Origin of the sequence: Myxococcus qinghaiensis (genome assembly GCF_024198215.1) — a bacterium.
GTDB classification, from domain to species: Bacteria; Myxococcota; Myxococcia; order Myxococcales; family Myxococcaceae; genus Myxococcus; species Myxococcus qinghaiensis.
The window spans coordinates 257,223-275,476 of the sequence record NZ_JAKCFA010000004.1; the positions used below are offsets into that span (position 1 = coordinate 257,223).

The window sequence follows — 18,254 nt, forward strand, 5'->3', positions numbered from 1 at the left end:
GTGAAGTCGGGAGGCGCCCGCCCTCCGGCCAGCCGGGCATGGTTGGAGCCCCAGCGGAGCGTGATACGACGGGCCACCCCTATGCGCACCCGCTTCCTGCTCCTGATGCTGGCCTCCGCCTGCGCCACTGTCCCGCAGGCTCCCGCCCCGACCTCCCCCTCGACGGCCCCCCCGGCGCCGACGCGTGTCTGGAAGCAGTCACGCGCCGTGGTGGTCCGCCATGCCACGGTGATGCCCGCCACGGGCCCGGCCATCGAGGATGGCGCCGTGGCCTGGGTGGACGGCAAGTTGACGGCGGTGGGACGTAACTCGGACGTGACGACGCCCCCGGGCGCGGAGGAGGTGGACGGCACCGGCCTCTACCTCACCCCGGGCATCATCGACGCCCACAGCCACCTGGGCGTCTATGCGACGCCGGAGACCTTCTCCACGGGAGATGGCAATGAGGCCACCGCGCCGGTGACGGCGGAGGTCTCCGCTGAACACTCCTTCTGGCCCCAGGACCCGGGCCTGCGGCGCGCGGCGGCCGGTGGTGTCACGTCGCTGCTGGTGCTACCGGGTAGCGCCAACCTGATTGGCGGCCGGGGCTTCCCGGTGAAGTTGCACTTCGGACGCTCGGCGGCGGAGGTCCGCTTCCCGGGCGCGAAGGACGCGCTGAAGATGGCGTGTGGGGAGAATCCCCGCCGCGTCTATGGCGAGGGCCGCAATGTCGCGCCGGCCACCCGCATGGCGAATGTGGCGGGCTACCGGCAGGCCTTCGCCCAGGCCCGCGAGTACATGTCCAAGCTGGACGAGTGGGCGAAGAAGAAGCAGAAGACGCCGGACGAGGCGGGCCCCACGCCGCTGCGCGACTTGAAGCTGGAGACGCTGGCGGAGGTGCTGCGCGGCAACATCCTGGTGCAGAACCACTGCTACCGCGCGGATGAGATGGAGGTGATGCTCCAGGTGGCCGAGGAGGCGGGCTACTCGATTCGGGCCTTCCACCACGCGCTGGAGGCCTACAAGGTCCGCGACAGCCTGGCCGCGAAGGGCGTGGCGGTGGCGACCTGGGCGGACTGGTGGGGCTTCAAGCTGGAGGCTTGGGACGGCATCCCCGAGAACGCCGGGCTGGTGTCTCAGGCGGGTGGCAAGAGCGTCATCCACTCGGACTCGGGCTTTGGAATCCAGCGGCTGAACCAGGAGGCCGGCAAGGCGATGTGGCGGGCGCGGGAGTCCGGCATCCCCATTCCGGAGGAGGAGGCGCTGCGTTGGGTGACGCTGAACGCCGCGTGGGTGATGGGCGTGGAGGGCGTCACCGGCTCGCTGGAGCCGGGGAAGATGGCGGACGTGGTGCTGTGGAAGAACCACCCGCTGAGCGTCTATGCGCGGGCGCAGCGCGTGTGGGCGGACGGCGTGGTGACGTTCGACGCGGGCGCGGGCGCGGTGGAGGCGAGCGACTTCGAGGTGGGTGAGCTGGCGGCGGGCGCGGCGAAGCTGGTGGCCGCTCCCGCGCCGACGCCGTCCCTGGCGGACCTGGGCCTCGTCGCGCGCTGTGACGTCTCGAAGGAGCGCGCGTGCGCGGAGCTGGTGCCGCTGGGACAGGAGGCGTGCACGGTGTTCCAGGGCGTGACGGCCTTCACGGGCACGGCCTGGGTGAAGGGCGCCACGGTGGTGCTGGAGGGCGGCAAGGTGTCCAGCGTGCGCGAGGGCGGCGCGCTCCCCTCGGGCTGCAGGACGGTGGAGGGCAAGGGCCGGCTGCTGACGCCGGGCCTGGTGGACCCGCTCACGTCGCTGGGGCTGGTGGAGGTGGGCGCGGAGGTGTCCACGCAGGACGACGGGCTGCGCGGAGACGCGGCGAAGCGCGACGTGCGCGCGGCGCTGGTGTCCGCGGACAGCGTGAATCCTGTCTCGGCGGCGTTCCCGGTGGCTCGGCTCGGCGGGGTCACCAGCGCGGTGACGGTGCAGCACGGGGGCCTGGTGGCCGGGCAGAGCGCCTTCGTGGCGACGGACGGCTCGGTGCGCCGCGCCTCGCTGGCGATGCACGTCAACCTGGGCATCGGCGGACGGGATGCCGTGTCGGGCTCGCGGGCGCTGGTGCTGGAGCGGCTGCGCGAGGTCCTCTCCGACGCGCGCGAGTACGGCCGCCGCAAGGGTGACTTCGAGCAGCGGCGCATGCGGGACGTGTCCGCGAGCCGGTTGGATTTGGAGGCGCTCCAGCCGGTGCTGGCGGGCACGCTGCCGGTGGTGGTGACGGCGCAGAAGGCGTCGGACATCCGCGCGGCGCTGGGGCTGGCGCGCGAGTACAACCTCAAGCTCGTCATCGCCGGGGGCAGCGAGGCGTGGCTGGTGGCGGCGGAGCTGGCGGCGGCGAAGGTGCCGGTGATTCTCCAGCCCACGCAGAACCTGCCCATGGACTTCGACCGGCTCAACAGCCGGCTGGACTCCGCGGCGCTCCTGAGTGGCGCGGGCGTGAGGGTGCTCTTCTCCGTGCTGGGGGAGCCCGCCATGGTGCGCACGCTGGCGCAGGAGGCGGGCAACGCGGTGGCCTGGGGCCTGCCTCACACGGAGGCCCTGCGCGCGATGACGTCCAGCGTGGCGGACGCGTTCGGTCTGCCCGTGGGCAAGCTCGCGCCGGGCGCGGTGGCGGACGTGGTGCTGTGGAACGGCGACCCGCTGGAGTCCGCGTCGCGGCCGGTGGGCATGTGGCTGGCCGGACGACAGGTGCCGCTCGTCAGCCGTCAGCAGGCCCTGTTCGAGAAGCACCGCGTGCTGCCGCCGAAGTAGCGCGGGCCTCGACGTACGACGGCGGCCGCCCCCAGGTGAGGACGGCCGCCGCGTGCTTTCAAGAACGAGCGCTGCTCGCGGGTCAGTTGCCTTCGAAGATGCCGATGACGCCCGCCACCCACTTCTTCGTGGTGGTGTCCTGGTAGCCCATGAAGCTCACCAGCATGCGCCGGCCGCTGCCGGAGCTGTCCGCCTGGATGTCGCTGATGCGGGACATGCCGTACTTGCGGCCGAACTCCGACAGGCCGTAGTTGGTGATGCTGCCGCCCTTGAGGCGCGACAGGCCGCCGCCCCACGACGCGCCCACCCAGATGCTGCCGTCGGACGGGTCCAGGCCGATGGCGGACAGGTGCTTGTCCACCAGCCCCGAGCCCGCGCCCATGCGGCCCAGCACGGTGCCGTTCGCGTCGACGCGCACCAGGCCGTTGCCGAAGGAGGTCAGCCACACCGAGCCGTCACCCGCCACCACCGCGCCGGAGATGTTGTCCGGCACGCGCTCGGCCGGCGTCGAGTAGTCGGGCTTGGCGTCCGGCCACAGGTCCAGCTTGTTGCTGTCGTCATTCTCCGAGCCCGTCTGCGCGCGCCAGAAGTTGCCGCCATGGGTGCCGTAGCGGAAGCGCGTGGTGCGGTCCGAGCCGCCGAACCAGACGTCGCCGCTCGGGTCCACCGCGACGCCGTAGTAGGCGTCCGTCAGCAGAATCACGCCGCCCTGCGCGTTGTACGCGTTGATGTGCGGGTGCACGTGCTCGAGCACGCCGGAGCAGTTGAGCTGGCCGTTGCACATGGGCGCGCCCTCGAACTCCGCGTTGCCGCGCGCGAAGCCGTGGTTGCCGCCGAACCACACGCTCGACTTGTTGTTGCCCAGCGCGTGCTTGTCGTAGCGGATGCGCAGCACGTTGCAGATCTTCTCGCGCCCCCGCGTCTCGGCCGCCACCACGCCGGGGCCGGAGAAGATGTCGTAGTGCACCACGTTGAGCGAGCCGTCCGCGTTCAGCGTCACCTTGTCCGCGTCACCGCTCTTGTAGCGCGCCGGGTCGGGGCTGGGCCCGTCCCAGTTGTTCTCGCAGTGCTCGTAGCCCTTGCCCGGCATGCCCTCGTAGCCCACGAAGACGGTGCCCGACTTGCCGCCCGCCACGGAGATGACCTTCAGGTACTTGGGGCCCGGCGGGACGCTGCCGTCCGCCATGAATCCGTAGGGGCGCAGGCCGTTCTCCATGCCGAAGCGCTCGAACTTCTCCGCGCCCGGCTTGAGCACGAACAGGCCCTCCTCGCCGCCGGCCACCCAGACGTTGCCGCCCTCGTCGGCCGTCACGCCGTAGATGGTGACGGGGGCGCCCTGGTCCGCGCCGTAGAAGCGCCAGCCCGACGCTGTCGGCAGCGGAGGAATCTCCACGTCCGCGCGAGGGTCCGTCGGAGTGCCGCCATCCGTCGTCGGCGTCCCGCCGTCCGTCGTGGGGGTGCCCGAGTCGGGAGTCTCCGTGGGAGTCCCCGAGTCCGGCGTCTCCGTGGGGGTGCCCGAGTCGGGAGTCTCCGTCGGGGTGCCCGCGTCGGGGACTTCCTCTGGAGTGCTCGGCCGCCCGGGAGGCGGGCCCGGGTCATCCATGCCCGGATTGTCCTGCTCCGACTCGTCGCCGCTCTTGCTGGAATCGCAACCCGCCACGGTCCACATCGCGCCCGCCATGACGAGCGCTCCTGCCCAGCGCCATCCCCGCCTCATCCGAACCCACCCCGCGAAAACCTGGACCGCCCCGGATGGGCGGCCGTTCGGAGCCTCTCCATCGCAAGGCCGATGCCAGGGTTTCTTGCCGTTCCGGGCAGGACTCCGTCCGCTCCCGGACAGCCGGTGGGAAACGCATTCCCCAGTCAGGGAAAGTCGCTGTCCCGAAGACCCCCCCATTCGTGCTAGTGGCTATCGGAAATGGGTGGGAACGACGCACGCGGTCGCACACCGTTGTCCTTGGTGGGCCAGGAGCCGGACCTCCTGTTCTACACACGCCAGGCGACCGAGCACGGCGCGCCCGTGCTGGTATTGGGCGCCGCCAACGGCCGGGTGGTCTGGGCCCTGGCCGAGCACGGCTTCACCGCCGTGGGCGTGGACCCCTCGGAGGTGATGATTCGCTCCGCCGAGGAGCGCCGCGCCTCGGAGCCTCCGGAGGTCTCCAACCGCGCCCGCTTCCTCGTCGCGGACCTGCGCTCCATCCGGCTGCAAGAGCACTTCCCCCTGGTGCTCGCCCCTCAGCACGCGCTGGGGTTGATGCCCGGCAATGATGACCTGGAGGCGTTCCTGTCCACGGTGCGCCACCACCTCACCCCGGGGGGCACCTTCGTCTACGACGTGCTCAACACGCCGCGCGAGCCGGTGCTGCCACGCGATGACGAGGAGCCCAATGCGGGACTGGAGCCGCGCCGGCCCCTGTTCGCCCTCCACCTGCGAGAGCGCAAGCAGCCTGGCTCGCCCAGCCCCATCCGCCGCCTCAAGCTGCGGCACTTCTCTCCGGAGGAGCTGGACGCGGCCCTCACCGGCGCGGGCTTCATCCCGCGCGAGCGCTATGGCCGCTTCGACGGCAAGCCCTTCGACTTGGAGGACTCGCGCCACATCGGCGTCGCCGGCCCGTGAGCACGGGCCTGGCGGGAGTGCTCACTTCTCGAAGCGGTAGCCCAGGCCTCGCACGGTGACGAAGTGGCGGGGCTCCTCGGGGTTCGGCTCGAACTTGAGGCGCAGCTGGCGCATGAAGTTGTCCACCGTGCGCGCGCTGCCCTCGTAGTGGTAGCCCCACGCGCCGGACAACAGCTCCTCGCGCGTGAAGGTCCGCTCCGGGTGGGCCAGGAAGTGCGCCAGCAGCTTGAACTCCTGCGCCGTCAGCTCCACGGACGTGCCGGCCTTGGCCACCGTGCGCGCGTTCATGTCCACGCTGACGTCGCCGAACGTCACCGGCGGCGCGGCCCCGAGCGTCGGGTAGCGCCGGCGCAGCACGGCCTTGATTCGCGCCAGTAGCTCCTGGAGCCCGAAGGGCTTCACCACGTAGTCATCCGCGCCCAGGTTGAGGCCCAATATCTTGTCCGTCTCCATGCCCTTGGCGGACAGGACGACGACGGGGGTGTCCCGGCCGCGCTGGCGCAGCTCCTTGAGCAGCTCGAAGCCGTTGAGCTCCGGGAGCATCAGGTCGAGGACGACCAGGTCCGGGGCTTCATCCAGCGCGCGCTGGAGCCCCGTGCGGCCGTCCTGGGCCTGAAGCACTTCGTAGCCCTCGAAGCGCAGGTTCATGGACAGGCCGGCGAGGATGGACAGGTCATCCTCCACCACCAGGATGCGGCGGGTCGTCTCGCTCATGCCTTCTGCACCGGCAGTTGGATGGTGAACCGGCTGCCGCGGCCGGGCTCGCTCTTCACGGCGATGCGTCCACCGTGAGCCTCGATGATACGCCGGGCGATGGCCAGCCCCAGCCCGCTTCCCTCTGTCTTGCGGGTCAGCAGATTGTCCACCCGGTAGAAGCGCTCGAAGATGCGCTTGCGTTCCTTCGGAGCGATTCCCACGCCGTTGTCCTCCACCGCCAGGTCCACCCACCGGCCGGCGCGACGCGCGCTCAGCTCGATGCGCCGGTCCTTCGGCCCGCTGTACTTGTAGGCATTCTGGAGCAGGTTGAGCAGCGCCCCGGCCACCGCGTCCTTGTCCACGTCCACGTGCGGCAGCCCCTCGGCCACCTCGACCTTCAGGTCCACGCCGCCCTCCAGGCGCTGCGCGCGGAAGGCCGCCACCGCAGTGTCCACCACGTCCATCACCGGCATCGGCTCGCGCTGGTACACCTTGCGGCCGCTCTCGATTCGCGACCAGTCCAGCACCCGCTCGATGAAGACGGACAGGCGCTCCGTCTCCTTCGTCAGCAGGGTGAGCACCTCCTGCATCTGCGCCGGGTCCTTCAGCCGTCCCAGGGCCAGCGTCTCGATGAACATGCGGATGGACGTCAGCGGCGTGCGCAGCTCATGGCTCACCAGCGACACGAAGTCCGTCTTCATGCGCGACAGCCGGGCCTCGCGGTAGAGCACGCGGCCCGTGTAGGCGACGCCGAACGTCAGCGTCAGGTAGAACAGGCCGAGCAGCACGCCGTACACGGCGCGGTTGCGCGCGGAGGCCCGTGCGACGGGGTCCTCGCCGGTGGGCAGCACCACCAGTCGGAAATCTTGAAGAGGAGGGGACAGCACGCGCTCGGCCAGCACCTGCGGCCCCAGCGCGCTGGCGCGGGCCTGCGCGACCTCCGACACCAGCTTGCCCATCAACCCGCCGCCTTCGTTGCTCTCGCGCGGCACGGGCATCAGCGTGAAGCGCACCGGCTCGCTGGACACCGCGCGAGGCTCCACGCGCTCCGTCAGGAGCAGCTCCAGCGCGCGGACGGACAGCCGCACGCCGTGCACCGTATCTCCTTGACGCTCGGCCACCACGACGACGGAGCGGCCTCCGACGGAGAGGGAGAAGACGGTGGGGGCCTCGGGGAGCGCGCCGACCTCCGGGAGCACCGCGCCCAGGGCCTCCATCAACAGCGGGTCCTCGGTGATGGTGCGCCCGCCGGAGAGCTGGAAGGTGCCGTCGGGCTCCGACAGGACGCGCCCGTCCGGAGCCACCAGGCTCAGCTTGCCGCCCTCCTCCTGGAGCTTCGCGGCGGCCAGCTCCCGGGGCAGCTCCTGGGACAGCGCCTCCAGCGTGCCCCGCCACGCGGACTCCAGGCGCTTCTCCACCGCGGCGCGCTCATTGATGATGGCCACCACGCCGAAGCCGGACAGGCCCGCGGACGGCAGCACCACCAGGATGATGAGCAGCGCGAAGGTGCGCCGGAAGCTGAGGATGACGGAGGGGGAGCGGGACACGCCCCTCTCCTTTACTCCCACCCGGCGCTACACGCTCGTGGCGTTTCTGCCGGGCGCCGGGGCTCGACTGTTCGCCACCCGCACCCAGGGAGGGGAAGGAATCGACTTCGGGGGCCTTCTGATGCAAGCATGGCTGGCTCGTGGGGGCGGCGAGCGACCAGGGCCGGGCGCCATTTCCCCTCCACGACACGGCGCGGCATTCCCAGCGATGAGAGCGGCGGGCGGCATTCTCGTCGGGAAACGCGAGGAGGACACTTCATGAGACGGCACGTTCTGGCCGGTGTGTTGGCGGCGACGCTCGGGCTGACGGCTTGCGAGGACTCGTCGACGGGCGAGGGGTGGACCAACGCGTCGGGTTCGGTGGCGCTCAGCCGGGATGATGCCTTCCTGTACGTGGTGGACGCGGACACCGGGGTGCTCGCGGTGGTGGAGACCGCGCGCGGCGAGAAGGTCGGCGAGGTGAAGGTGGGGGCGGGCCCGGAGCGCGTGGTGGTGGGCCCGGACGACACCGTCTACGTCGCCAACCGGGGTGAGCGCAGCGTGTCCGTCATCCGCCGGGGTGACTGGAGCGAGGCCGCGCGGGTGGCGGTGGGCGTGGAGCCGATGGGGCTGGCGGTGTCTCCGAAGGGCGACACGCTCTACGTGGTGAACAGCACCGCGCTGGACTCCACCACCTACGGCACGCTGATGGCGGTGGACACGCGCTCGCTGGAGGTCCGCTGGGAGCTGCCGGTGGGCGAGGAGCCGCGGGGCATCGCGCTGGTGGATGGCGGGCGTCGGGCGCTCGTAAGCCTCTTCCGGCACAGTGATTTGGTGACGGTGGACCTGGCGGATGCGCACCAGCCTCGCATGCAGCGCGAGGGCACGGACCTGTACGCGCGGGCCAACTCGCAGGACGCGTTCACCAGCGAAGAGCCGTTCCCGTTCCCCATGTCGACCGTGACCTTCCGGCCTCGGGGCATGGCGGACGTGGTGGTGTCTCCCGACGGCAGGCAGGCCTACTCGCCGACGCTGTGGGCGCGCGAGGACCCGCTCACGAACCCTGGAACGGGGGGTGGTGGCGGCGGGTCGCTGTATGGGGGCGGAGGGCCGTGCAACACGGCGGGCGTGGTGGCGCCGGGCATCGTCACGTTCAACACGGAGGATGGCTCGCCTCGGGTGGATGACCTGGACCGGTGCAGGCCGCCGCCGAGCGAGGAGCCGGACTTTCCGCCGTCCACGATTGTGAGCCCGGAGTCGAGTCATCCCATCCAGGGGCCGGTGGCCGCGGTGGTGGACCCGTCCGGGCTGTGGCTCTTCGTGGTGAACCGCGAGACGGACAACGTGGCCATCCTCCCCACGAATCGTCGTGAGGGCGCGGACCTGGTGAACGTCAACGGCAGCACGGTGCGGCAGCTGGTGCGCGTGGGCTCGGGGCCCAGCGGCATCGCGCTGACGCGGGATGGGCGCAAGGCGTACGTCTACAACGCGTTCGACCACACGGTGACGACGCTGGTGAACGACGCCTCCGGCAACGTGGCCAACGTGCGCGCGGAGGGGACGCCGCTGCGGGTGGTGGGTGACGTGTTGGCGCCGCAGGAGGTGGCGGGGCGCAAGCTGTTCTACTCCGCGCTGGACTCACGGATGACGAGCGCGGGCGTGGCCGCGTCGTGTGCGACGTGCCATCTGGACGGTCGTGACGACGGGCACGTGTGGGGCTTCCCGGACGGGCCGCGCCAGACGCCGAGCCTGGCGGGTCGGAAGGTGACGGAGACGGGCCCGTTCCATTGGAGCGGCGAGTTCCCCACGATGAGGGACTTCCTGGACGCCACGGTGCGCGGGCGCATGGGTGGCACGGCGCTGGATGGCGTCATGGTGGCGCAGCTCTCCGCGTTCATCGACGTGATTCCCACGCCGGACAATCCCTACAAGCGCGCGGCGCTGACGGAGGCGCAGGCGCGGGGCGAGCAGGTGTTCAAGAAGGCGGCCTGCAACAGCTGTCACGAGGGTGCGCACTTCACGAACAACACGCTGGCCGACGTGGGGACGTTCATCACCACGGGCGTGAATCGGGACGACAGCAACGTGGTCGCGAAGGGGCTGAACACGCCGTCGCTGCTCGGCTTGGCTCGCACTGCGCCGTACCTGCATGACGGCAGCGCGTTGTCGCTGAAGGGACGGCTGATGCAGAACCGCCAGTCCAACAAGCACGGCACCACGGCGAGCCTGACCGAGACGGAGATCGACGACCTGGTGGATTACCTGCGCACGCTGTGACGACGAGTCACGGTGTGCCCGCGTCCGGCTCCGTCGGTGCCACCGTTGGGTGGACCAGCTCCGGACGCGTGGAGGTGAGCGCGAGGCGCGTCACGTCCAGCGCCTGCTCCGGGTCTCCGCCGAGCCACGTGACGACGAGCGCGCACGGCGTGTCGTCGTCCCACGCCATCACCTGCAACATGCCCTGCGCTGGAGCCCGTCGCGCGGCGGCGCGGCCGAGCGCGGTGATCTCCTCGCCGCCCATGCTCAGCGACGGCTGCAACAGGGCATGCGTATCCACCTCGGCATAGTGCGGCTTGCAGTCCCACGTCACCGACACCGTGACGTCCTTCTCCGACGCCGAGCGGAAGGTGCACAGCGGCCCGCACGTCGGACACGCGCGCTCCTCCTTCATCGTGAAGCCGGGCAGCATCGTCTCGCGCACGTCCGTGGGCAGCAGCGCCTCGCACGTGGGCAGCGTCGCGTTGGCGACAGGCGCTCGCGCTGGACCCGCGTCCGCCACCTCCTCCGTCGGACGCGAGCGACACGCCAGCCCCAGGGCCAGTGTCACGAACAACGCCGCGCGCCCTCCTCCTGCCCTCATCCCTTGGTCTCTCCTCAGACGCCCGTCGCCGGTCGCGCCGCGGATGGTAGTCCGGTGCGCCGCCGCCCGTGACACGTTTCCCATCGCCTCCTGCCCGCTACCTGACGGGGCGCACGCAGGGTGGGGGAACAGCCGGCCCTGGCTCGTCTCCTTCCCTCGCCGTGGACTAAGCTGCCAGCCGTCTTCATGCCCTCCGTCCGCCTCCTTCTGGTGCCGCTCGCCCTCGTGCTGGGGTCGTCCGCCCGGGCCCAGCAGGCCCCGGCGCGCAACCCCACGCCCGATGAGTCCTGGTCCGCGCCCACCACCCAGGTGGACGCGCCTCGGAAGAACGACCCCCCGGACGACGCCACGTGGACCGACTTCCCCGGCGGAACCTCCGTCCCCACGGGCGCGGACGCAGCGCCGCTGCCCCGGCTGCCGGAGGTGCCACCCCTCGTCCCCTTGGATGACGACGACTCTGGAGACGGCTCCTTCCCCCGCATCCTGGAGCCCCGTCCTCCCGCGCCGCCTCCGGGGCCTCCTCCCGTGGCCAACCGCGTCAGCCTGCTCGGCGCTCGCACCGTGGGCAGGACGGGCGGGGTGGCGGTCGGCCTCTCGCTGGGCTTCCCGACGCTGTCCGCCCGCGCGGCCTTTGGCGTGCTGCCCCAGGTCGACGCGCTGGTGGGGCTCGACAGCCTCTACGGGATGATGAACGAGGCGCGGCTGGGCTGGCGGTGGCGGGTGCTGGACGGCGGCCCACGCTGGAGCCTGGGGCTGGTGATGGAGGGCAGTCACGCCTTCTTCCTCCGCTCGGCCAGCCAGGAGGACCGGGGCGCGCGCTACCTCACCGGCCGGCGCAACTGGAACATCATGCCCGGCATCGTCGGCACCTTTCAGCGCCAGGGCGTCCGCGCGTCCAGGCTCTTCATCGACGTGCGCTACCTGGTGGCCCTGGACACCGAGCCCATCCAGCGCACGCCGCTGGGCGGACTCCCTCCGGACCTGGTGTCCTCCAGCGCGTGGCCCGTGCGCGTGGGCGCCGAAGTGCCGCTGAGCGAAAAAACGTCCTACTCTGTCACCCTGGGTGGCGACTTCCGCACTCGCGCCGAGGACGCTGCCTTCATGCCGGTCGTCTCCGTCGGCATCGTCACCGGTCTCTAGCACCAGCAACCGGCACGACAACGTGCCCTTTCCACCCCCTCGAGCGAGGTCTTCATGCGTGGCAGTGTCATCGGCTCCGGCTCCTTCGGTACCGCCCTGGCGAACGTGCTGGCGGTGAACTGTGAGGAGGTCCGCCTGTGGGGCCGCGAGCCGACGGTGGTGGAGGCCATCAACACCCGGCACGAGAATCCCACCTACCTGCCCGGCATCCCCATCTCCGAGCGCGTCCGCGCCACGCAGGATTTGGAGGAGGCGCTCGCCGGCGCGGAGATGGTGGTGCTCGCCACGCCCAGCCACGCCACGCGCGAGGTGCTCGCCCGCGCCAAGGCGTTCCTGCCGCGCAACGTGCCCCTCATCACCGTGTCCAAGGGCATCGAGAACGAGACGCTGCTGACGATGACGGAGCTCCTGGAGGACTGTCTCCCGGAGGAGTTCCACCCGTACATCGCCGTGCTGTCGGGCCCCAGCTTCGCCAAGGAGCTGGCGCGGCGCATGCCCACGGTGGTGACGATTGCGTCCCACTGGGACAAGGTCGCCGTGCGCTGCCAGAAGGCGCTCCAGACGGAGACCTTCCGCAGCTACACGTCCACGGACGTGGTGGGCGTGCAGTACGGCGGCGCGCTGAAGAACGTCATCGCCATTGCGGCGGGCATGGCGGACGGCCTGGGCATGGGCCACAACGCGCGCGCGGCCATCATCACGCGCGGGCTGGCGGAAATCACCCGGCTCGCCGTGCGCAAGGGCGCCAACCCGCTGACGCTGTCGGGTCTGTCCGGCATGGGGGACCTGGTGCTGACGTGCACGGGCGAGCTGAGCCGCAACCGTCACGTGGGCATGGAGCTGGGCAAGGGCCGCAAGCTGCCGGACATCCTGGGGCAGATGAAGGAAGTGGCCGAGGGCGTGAAGACGGCGCGCAGCGCCCGTGACTTGTCCCTGAAGACGGGCGTGGAGCTGCCCATCTGCCAGGAGGTGTACCTGATTGCCTACGAGGACAAGAACGCGAAGAAGGCCGTCGTGGACCTGATGACGCGTCAGCCCAAGTCCGAGCTCGTCTGACGCGCTGGCTGCCGGGCGTGTGTGCGCCGGGCGCGGTGTTCCGGCGCGGGGTGGGGGACTGCTAGAAGCGGGCTCCCGTGTCCACCCCGCCCCTGGCGAGCCTCTCGTCGTTCCGTGCCCTGCGTCACCGTCAATTCGTCGCGGTGTGGTTGGGGGCGCTCGTCTCCAACGTGGGCACGTGGATGGAGGTGCTCGCCCTGGGCGTCTTCGTCACGGAGGTGACGGGACGCGCGGAGTGGACAGGCGGCGTGGCGGCGCTGACGTACCTGCCGTCGCTGGTGTTGTCCCCGCTGGGAGGCGCGCTGGCGGACCGCTTCGACCGGCGCCTCTTCATCGCGGTGTGTGCCGTGGCGCAGGCGCTGCTCGCGGCCTGTCTGGCGGGGTTGGCCTTCACCGGGCACCTCACCGTGCAGGCGGTGGCCGTCATCTCCCTGCTCAACGGCTGCGTGCACGTGCTGTCGGGGCCGGCCTACACCGCGCTGATTACGGGGCTGGTGCCGAAGGAGGACCTGCACAGCGCGATGACGCTGATGTCGGCGCAGTTCAACCTGGGCCGCATCCTGGGGCCGGTGTGCGCCGCGGCGATTCTGGCCTTCGGCGGCGTCGCATGGGTGCTGCTCGTCAACATGCTGTCCTTCGTGGCGGTGCTGTTCGCGGTGGCCCGGGTGCGCGCGGAGCCTCCCGTGGCCCGGCCCATCGACACCAAGGGCCTGTGGGCGGACATCGTCGAAGGCGCGAACATGGCGCGAGGAGAGCCGGGCATCCGGATGGCGATGGTGTCCCTGTTCGCCCTGGCGCTGTTCATCTCGCCCTTCATCGCGCTGGTGCCGGTGTTCGCGCTCCAGGTGTTCGGCTCGGATGCGTCCGCCGCGTCCGCGCTCATCTCCATGCAGGGCCTGGGGGCGCTGCTGGCCTCGGGCCTGGTGGGCGCGCTGGCGGTCCGCTGGGGCCGGGAGCGCGTGGTGGACACGGCCGTGCTCGCGATGGGCCCGGTGACCCTCTTCTACTGGCTGTCCCCGACGCTTCATGTGGCGATGGGGACCATGTTCGTGCTCGGCGCGGTGTACCTGGTGGTGATGACGGGACTGGGCACCCGCTACCAGGAGCGCACGCCGCGAGAGCTGCAGGGGCGGGTGAGCAGCCTCGCGATGCTGCTCATCAACGTCGGGTACTCGGTGGGCGTCTGGGCCCAGGGCGCGCTGGCGGACCGGGTGGGCGTGCGGACTGTCACCGCGAGCGCGGCGGGGATGTTCCTGGTGGCGATGCTGGGGCTGCGCACGCAGCGTGCCCGTGCTGTCGATGTCGCGAGTACGTGACGTCAGACCTCTTCGAAGCGACCGCCAAAGATGCCATTGGCTTCGAGGGCGTCCTTGATGTCCTCGTCGACGATGAGGGGAAAGGGCCAGCCCCATATCCGGAACACGCGTGCGTCGCCCACCCTCGCCTTGGCGACGCGCAGGCCTTGGACCGCGTCGTATTGGTAGTCGCCGGTGCGCTGCGTGAAGCCGTGCTCGATGGGGGCTTGCACCTTGGTGGTGGCCATATGGTCGATGCAGCGGAGGGTCCGGGTCGCGTTGAGCAGGAAATAGGGGAGTGAATCGCCCTCGACGTCGACGGGGAAGAGCTGCACGTCGTTGGGGGCCAGCTCACGGAACAAAGAGGCGACGCGTTCGCTGACGATGGGCGCTCTGCCTGCTCCCACGAAATCAATGTCCAGGGACTCCCCAGGTTGGAGGAGGGGGAGGCGCAAGCGCTCGTGAAGCTGGATCGGCTTCCCCGAGGTGAACGTCAGGAAGCGGCTGACGCCCTTGCCGTCAGCGCGGGTTGGGTCCGCGAGATACCGGCGACGCTTCATGAGCAGGTCGCTGCTCAAGTCAAAGAAGCGTCGTTCCACGGGAGTCACTTCGCGGCTCCGTTGTCGCCGGTCTTGAGTGGGAGCAGGGCCAGCACGCGAGCCAGCACGGCGACACCTTCTTCGTACTCGGGCAGCTCGATGTGCTCGTTCGGCGTGTGGTCCAGGGTGGAATCCCCCGGGCCATAGGCAACGGTCGGCACGTTCCACGCGTCCGCCACCGTGTTCCAGTCGGACGTCCCCGTCTTCACCCGAAGCGTCGGCCGTGCGCCGCGCTCGCGGATGGACTGCTTGAAGGCGCGAGTGAGGGCGTCGTTGCCCTCGGCGGACACCGCCTGCTTGCGCGACACCGTCTTCACGGCCACGTCGGGGACATCGGTGAGGCAGGTGAGCAGCGCGTCCACGTCACTGCCAGGCCCCGTGCGCACGTTGACGTGGGCGGTGGCCCACTCCGTGTCTTCATCGGTGCCCGTCTGGAAGGAGAGCAGCGCGGGCAGGTCCTGCTCGAAGAGGGTGCACCCCTTGTTGCGCTCGTCGCAGCGGCGGCGCAGCGCGTTCCACGCATCGACCACGTGCTCCGCGGGCGCGTGGTAGGCCCGGCTCGCGGTGTGGCGTCGGGTGGCGCGGTACGCGAGCTCCAGGCGCAAGAGGCCCTTGTAGCCCAGGGTGATGCCGTGGGCGCCGCTGGGCTCGCCATTCACGACGAAGTCCGGCCGGTGGTGCTCGCGGGCATGCAGCGCGCCCCGGGTGATGGCCACCTCCTCCTCGACACAGCCCAAGAGGAGGAAGCGCTTGCCGGCGCGCTCCGAGTCGTCCAGCAGCTCCACGGCCTCGATGAACGCCGCGAGCGCGCCCTTCGCATCGACCGCGCCGCGTCCGAAGAGGCGCGTGCCCTCCAGCCGCACGGGGATTTCACCCGGCACGGTGTCGATGTGCCCGAGCAGCGCGATGCAGGTGTCCCCGTCCCCCATGCTGGCCACGGTGTTGCCCACCGGGTCCACGTGGGCCTTCCAGCCGCGCTGCTCCAGGCGCCCCGCCAGCGCGCGAGAGAAGTCCGCTTCCTGGTGGCTGGGGCTGTAGTGCTCCAGCATCCACCGCAACAGCTCCGGGCTCGCCTCACGGGCCCGCATGGGTCACCTTCCCGGAAGAAATCAGCTTCGTGCCGGCCTCACCCGCCAGCGCGGCGAGCACGGGCCGCGCGGTGCCGGAGGACGTGACATGGACAGCGGACACTCCCGCCGCGAGCGCGCGTCGGGCCGCCTCCAGCTTGTAGCGCATGCGCCCCTTGGCGAAGCCCATGGCGCCCTCCACGTCGTCACTGGTGCGGATGAGCGTCGCGGGGTTTGAGGGGTCTTCCAACAGCCCCGCCACGTTGGAGAGCATCACCAGCGCGCGGGCGCCCATCACGGAAGCAATCGCGGCGGCCACCTGGTCCGCGTCCACGTTCACCAACGTCCCGTCCTCCGTCACCGCCGGAGGACACACCACGGGCGTCTGTCCCGCAGCCAGCAGCACGTTGAGCAGGCGCGAGTTCACCTCGATGATTTCTCCCGCCAGGTGGCTCCGGTCGATGCGCGTGCGCTCGCCGTCCTGGAGCTTCAGTGGAGGCCGTCGTCGAGCGACGAGCACCCGTCCATCCGCGCCGCACATCCCGAGCGCCGAGACACCCCGGGCCAAGAGCGCGAGCACCGCGCGCTTGTTGACGTCGCCCACCCACGCCATCGTCAAGACGCGCAGGGTGGCCTCGTTCGTCAGGCGCACCACGTTTCCGGAGGCGGTCAGCGCCTCGGTGCGCTCCATGCCCAGCGAGGTCAGCAGGGCGTCGCCGGCCTCCGAGCCACCATTCACCACGATGACGCGCTCGCCCTGGCGTCGCAGCTCCGCCACGTCCGCGCAGACGTTGTCCAGGTCCACGCCCGCGGCGCCGCCAATCTTCACCACCAGCGGCGCGCGGCCGTCATCGACCTGGGGCGAGGAACTCATCCGATGACACTCGCTCCACCGTCCACCAACTGCACCGTGCCGGTGATGAACGACGCGCGCTCGCTGGCGAGGAACACCGCCGCCGCCGCGAACTCCTCCGGGAGTCCCACGCGCTTCAGGGGAATGTGCGCCGCCATGGCCCGCAGGCTGGCCTCCACGTCCGCGCCGCCCGTGCCCGCCGTGCGCTCCACCGGAGGCGTGCGGGTGTAGCCCGGGGCGAGCACGTTGACGGTGACGCCGCAGTCGCCCAGCTCCTGCACCAGCGCGGACGCGAAGCCGACGATGCCCAGTCGCGCCGTGGCGGAGAGGGCGAAGCGCGCGACGGGCCGCACCACCGTCTCCGAGGTGATGAGCAGCAGCCGCCCCCACCGCGCGGCCTTCATGTACGGCAGCGCCGCCAGCGCCAGGTTGATGGCCGGCAGCATCACCGTGTCGACGGCCTCCTGGTACGCGACGATGTCGAACTTCGTGGCGGGCCCCGGCGGCGGACCGGCGCTGTTCGTGACGACGACATGGGGACCACCCAGCTTGCCGGCCACGTCCTCCACCCAGGCACGCGTGGCGGCGTGCTCCCGCAGGTCCACGCGCGTGGCCATCACCTTGCCGCCGCGAGCCAGTCCGCGCAGGTGCTGCTCGGCGCGAGCGAGCCGGTCCGCGTCGCGCGCGCCGATGGCGACGTGCGCGCCTTCCTTGACCAGCTCCTCGGCCACGGCGAGCCCCAAGCCACTGGAACCCCCGGCGATGAGCGCGACCTTATTGGCGAGTCCCAGTTCCAAGTGTCTCCCTCCCTGTGTCACCAGCGTTCACGACGGGCTCCGGCCCTGGAATCACCTGCGCGGGCGCCGGAGGCCCTCGGTAGCCATACCGCCCCGTCAGCGGCCACGAGAGCGCGGAGACCAGGGCCTTCACGCGGGGCGCCAGCTCCTTGCGCCACGCATCGTCACCGGGCCGCAGCAGCGTGGAGCCACTGAGGAACCGGTCCGGGTTGCCGGTGACGGTGTGGTTGCGCCCGAGCATCACGGTGCGACCCTTCACCGGATTGACGGCGCTGTCCTCGCGGATGAGCTTCAGGAGCGAGTCGATGGTCGCGGCCGGCGAGGCGATGAAGTCCTCGTACCGCAGGAACAGCGAGCGCTCCGGGTGGCGCCGCGTGACGAGCTCCGAGGCCACGTTGAAGCCGAACCAGTACGCGGTGCTGCGCGCGGCGGACATCGGCACGACGTACTGCTTCGTCTTCGTCCACGAGTGCGCGACGGCGCGAGGGTCCCGGACCAGATGGAGGTAGTACGGCGAGATTCCGCTCACGTGGGGCAGCAACGCCGCCTCGGAGGGGAACTTGCCGCTGTCGACGATGACGTGGCTGCCGGTGGCCTCGGCGATGGTGCGGTACGTGCTCGCGAGGAGCTGCGCGTGCTCGTACAGCTCGGACGAAGGCGTGCCCTGGCGCAGCACGCGCCACGTGTGCCGGGTGCGCACGGTGTCCTGCTGTCGCTTCACCACGCGCAGGGCATGGGCCTCGGGAGTCTCACCAGGGCGCGAGCCCTGCTCCAGCACCTTGGACCAGAGGGGACACTGGACCAGGTGCGTGCCGCAGCCGCACAGGGTGTTGGAGCCGTTCCCGTAGGCGTTCTTCCACAGGAAGCTCAGCTCGCCGGTGTGGAAGCAGCCCTCCACCTCGTTGAGCACGTTGCCGATGATGGTGCTGCCGCTGCGGCACCAGCCGGTGATGTAGAGGACGGTGAGGGCACTCATGGGCGAGCC

Annotated in this window: 15 protein-coding genes; 6 read left to right on the plus strand and 9 right to left on the minus strand. The window is 70.8% G+C overall.

What is annotated here, in order from left to right:
* The first annotated feature begins 81 nt into the window (after positions 1-81).
* Positions 82-2,763 (plus strand): amidohydrolase family protein, encoded by a 2,682-nt coding sequence (locus LZ199_RS08705; protein ID WP_253993180.1) that lies wholly within the window; start codon positions 82-84, stop codon positions 2,761-2,763.
* Positions 2,764-2,845: 82 nt separating this feature from the next.
* Here the strand turns inward: LZ199_RS08705 and LZ199_RS08710 are convergent, their stop codons facing one another.
* Positions 2,846-4,444 (minus strand): ligand-binding sensor domain-containing protein, encoded by a 1,599-nt coding sequence (locus tag LZ199_RS08710; protein WP_253993181.1) that lies wholly within the window; start codon positions 4,442-4,444, stop codon positions 2,846-2,848.
* A gap of 279 nt (positions 4,445-4,723) precedes the next feature.
* On the opposite strand from LZ199_RS08710, the gene LZ199_RS08715 reads away from it, so the two are divergent.
* Complete coding sequence (locus tag LZ199_RS08715; RefSeq protein ID WP_253993402.1) at positions 4,724-5,380, plus strand: class I SAM-dependent methyltransferase; 657 nt, start codon at positions 4,724-4,726, stop codon at positions 5,378-5,380.
* A 21-nt stretch (positions 5,381-5,401) separates the two neighbouring features.
* Here the strand turns inward: LZ199_RS08715 and LZ199_RS08720 are convergent, their stop codons facing one another.
* Positions 5,402-6,094, minus strand: coding sequence for a response regulator transcription factor (locus tag LZ199_RS08720; protein ID WP_174487794.1), 693 nt, complete (start codon positions 6,092-6,094; stop codon positions 5,402-5,404).
* Positions 6,091-7,623: a sensor histidine kinase gene (locus LZ199_RS08725; protein WP_253993182.1), complete on the minus strand. Its 1,533-nt coding sequence runs from the start codon at positions 7,621-7,623 to the stop codon at positions 6,091-6,093. Before LZ199_RS08725 ends, LZ199_RS08720 begins: the two co-directional genes overlap by 4 nt.
* Before the next feature lie 258 nt (positions 7,624-7,881).
* Between LZ199_RS08725 and LZ199_RS08730 the strand changes: the two genes are divergently transcribed.
* Positions 7,882-9,879: a c-type cytochrome gene (locus LZ199_RS08730; RefSeq protein ID WP_253993183.1), complete on the plus strand. Its 1,998-nt coding sequence runs from the start codon at positions 7,882-7,884 to the stop codon at positions 9,877-9,879.
* A 7-nt stretch (positions 9,880-9,886) separates the two neighbouring features.
* On the opposite strand, the gene LZ199_RS08735 is transcribed toward LZ199_RS08730, so the two are convergent.
* Complete coding sequence (locus LZ199_RS08735) at positions 9,887-10,462, minus strand: hypothetical protein (RefSeq protein ID WP_253993184.1); 576 nt, start codon at positions 10,460-10,462, stop codon at positions 9,887-9,889.
* Between the two features lie 186 nt (positions 10,463-10,648).
* Here LZ199_RS08735 and LZ199_RS08740 point away from each other — a divergent pair, with 186 nt between their 5' ends.
* The 3 genes from LZ199_RS08740 (at position 10,649) to LZ199_RS08750 (ending at position 13,974) form a co-directional block, all read left to right on the plus strand.
* Positions 10,649-11,602 (plus strand): hypothetical protein, encoded by a 954-nt coding sequence (locus LZ199_RS08740; RefSeq protein ID WP_253993185.1) that lies wholly within the window; start codon positions 10,649-10,651, stop codon positions 11,600-11,602.
* A gap of 54 nt (positions 11,603-11,656) precedes the next feature.
* Positions 11,657-12,658 (plus strand): NAD(P)H-dependent glycerol-3-phosphate dehydrogenase, encoded by a 1,002-nt coding sequence (locus LZ199_RS08745; protein ID WP_253993186.1) that lies wholly within the window; start codon positions 11,657-11,659, stop codon positions 12,656-12,658.
* 77 nt (positions 12,659-12,735) lie between these two features.
* Positions 12,736-13,974: an MFS transporter gene (locus LZ199_RS08750; RefSeq protein ID WP_253993187.1), complete on the plus strand. Its 1,239-nt coding sequence runs from the start codon at positions 12,736-12,738 to the stop codon at positions 13,972-13,974.
* Positions 13,975-13,976: 2 nt separating this feature from the next.
* Here the strand turns inward: LZ199_RS08750 and LZ199_RS08755 are convergent, their stop codons facing one another.
* From LZ199_RS08755 to LZ199_RS08775, 5 genes are read right to left on the minus strand one after another with little or no spacing between them, the layout of a single operon-like run.
* Positions 13,977-14,552 (minus strand): imm11 family protein, encoded by a 576-nt coding sequence (locus tag LZ199_RS08755; RefSeq protein ID WP_253993188.1) that lies wholly within the window; start codon positions 14,550-14,552, stop codon positions 13,977-13,979.
* Positions 14,553-14,557: 5 nt separating this feature from the next.
* Positions 14,558-15,640 (minus strand): M20/M25/M40 family metallo-hydrolase, encoded by a 1,083-nt coding sequence (locus LZ199_RS08760; RefSeq protein WP_253993189.1) that lies wholly within the window; start codon positions 15,638-15,640, stop codon positions 14,558-14,560.
* Positions 15,627-16,493, minus strand: coding sequence for a [LysW]-aminoadipate kinase (locus LZ199_RS08765; protein WP_253993190.1), 867 nt, complete (start codon positions 16,491-16,493; stop codon positions 15,627-15,629). The genes LZ199_RS08760 and LZ199_RS08765 overlap by 14 nt, the downstream gene beginning before the upstream one ends.
* Positions 16,490-17,269, minus strand: a complete 780-nt coding sequence (locus LZ199_RS08770; protein ID WP_253993191.1) for an SDR family oxidoreductase — start codon at positions 17,267-17,269, stop codon at positions 16,490-16,492. The genes LZ199_RS08765 and LZ199_RS08770 overlap by 4 nt, the downstream gene beginning before the upstream one ends.
* A complete protein-coding gene (locus LZ199_RS08775; RefSeq protein WP_253993192.1) occupies positions 17,247-18,245 on the minus strand; it encodes a sulfotransferase in 999 nt (332 codons plus the stop codon). The genes LZ199_RS08770 and LZ199_RS08775 overlap by 23 nt, the downstream gene beginning before the upstream one ends.
* Positions 18,246-18,254: the final 9 nt, after the last annotated feature.

Excerpts from the sequence above, each read along its gene's own strand:
- LZ199_RS08705 (WP_253993180.1), top strand. The coding sequence starts at position 82 with ATGCGCACCCGCTTCCTGCTCCTGATGCTGGCCTCCGCCTGCGCCACT.
- LZ199_RS08710 (WP_253993181.1), bottom strand. The coding sequence starts at position 4,444 with ATGGCGGGCGCGATGTGGACCGTGGCGGGTTGCGATTCCAGCAAGAGC.
- LZ199_RS08720 (WP_174487794.1), bottom strand. The coding sequence starts at position 6,094 with ATGAGCGAGACGACCCGCCGCATCCTGGTGGTGGAGGATGACCTGTCC.
- LZ199_RS08730 (WP_253993183.1), top strand. The coding sequence starts at position 7,882 with ATGAGACGGCACGTTCTGGCCGGTGTGTTGGCGGCGACGCTCGGGCTG.
- LZ199_RS08735 (WP_253993184.1), bottom strand. The coding sequence starts at position 10,462 with ATGAGGGCAGGAGGAGGGCGCGCGGCGTTGTTCGTGACACTGGCCCTG.
- LZ199_RS08740 (WP_253993185.1), top strand. The coding sequence starts at position 10,649 with ATGCCCTCCGTCCGCCTCCTTCTGGTGCCGCTCGCCCTCGTGCTGGGG.
- LZ199_RS08745 (WP_253993186.1), top strand. The coding sequence starts at position 11,657 with ATGCGTGGCAGTGTCATCGGCTCCGGCTCCTTCGGTACCGCCCTGGCG.
- LZ199_RS08760 (WP_253993189.1), bottom strand. The coding sequence starts at position 15,640 with ATGCGGGCCCGTGAGGCGAGCCCGGAGCTGTTGCGGTGGATGCTGGAG.
- LZ199_RS08765 (WP_253993190.1), bottom strand. The coding sequence starts at position 16,493 with ATGAGTTCCTCGCCCCAGGTCGATGACGGCCGCGCGCCGCTGGTGGTG.
- LZ199_RS08775 (WP_253993192.1), bottom strand. The coding sequence starts at position 18,245 with ATGAGTGCCCTCACCGTCCTCTACATCACCGGCTGGTGCCGCAGCGGC.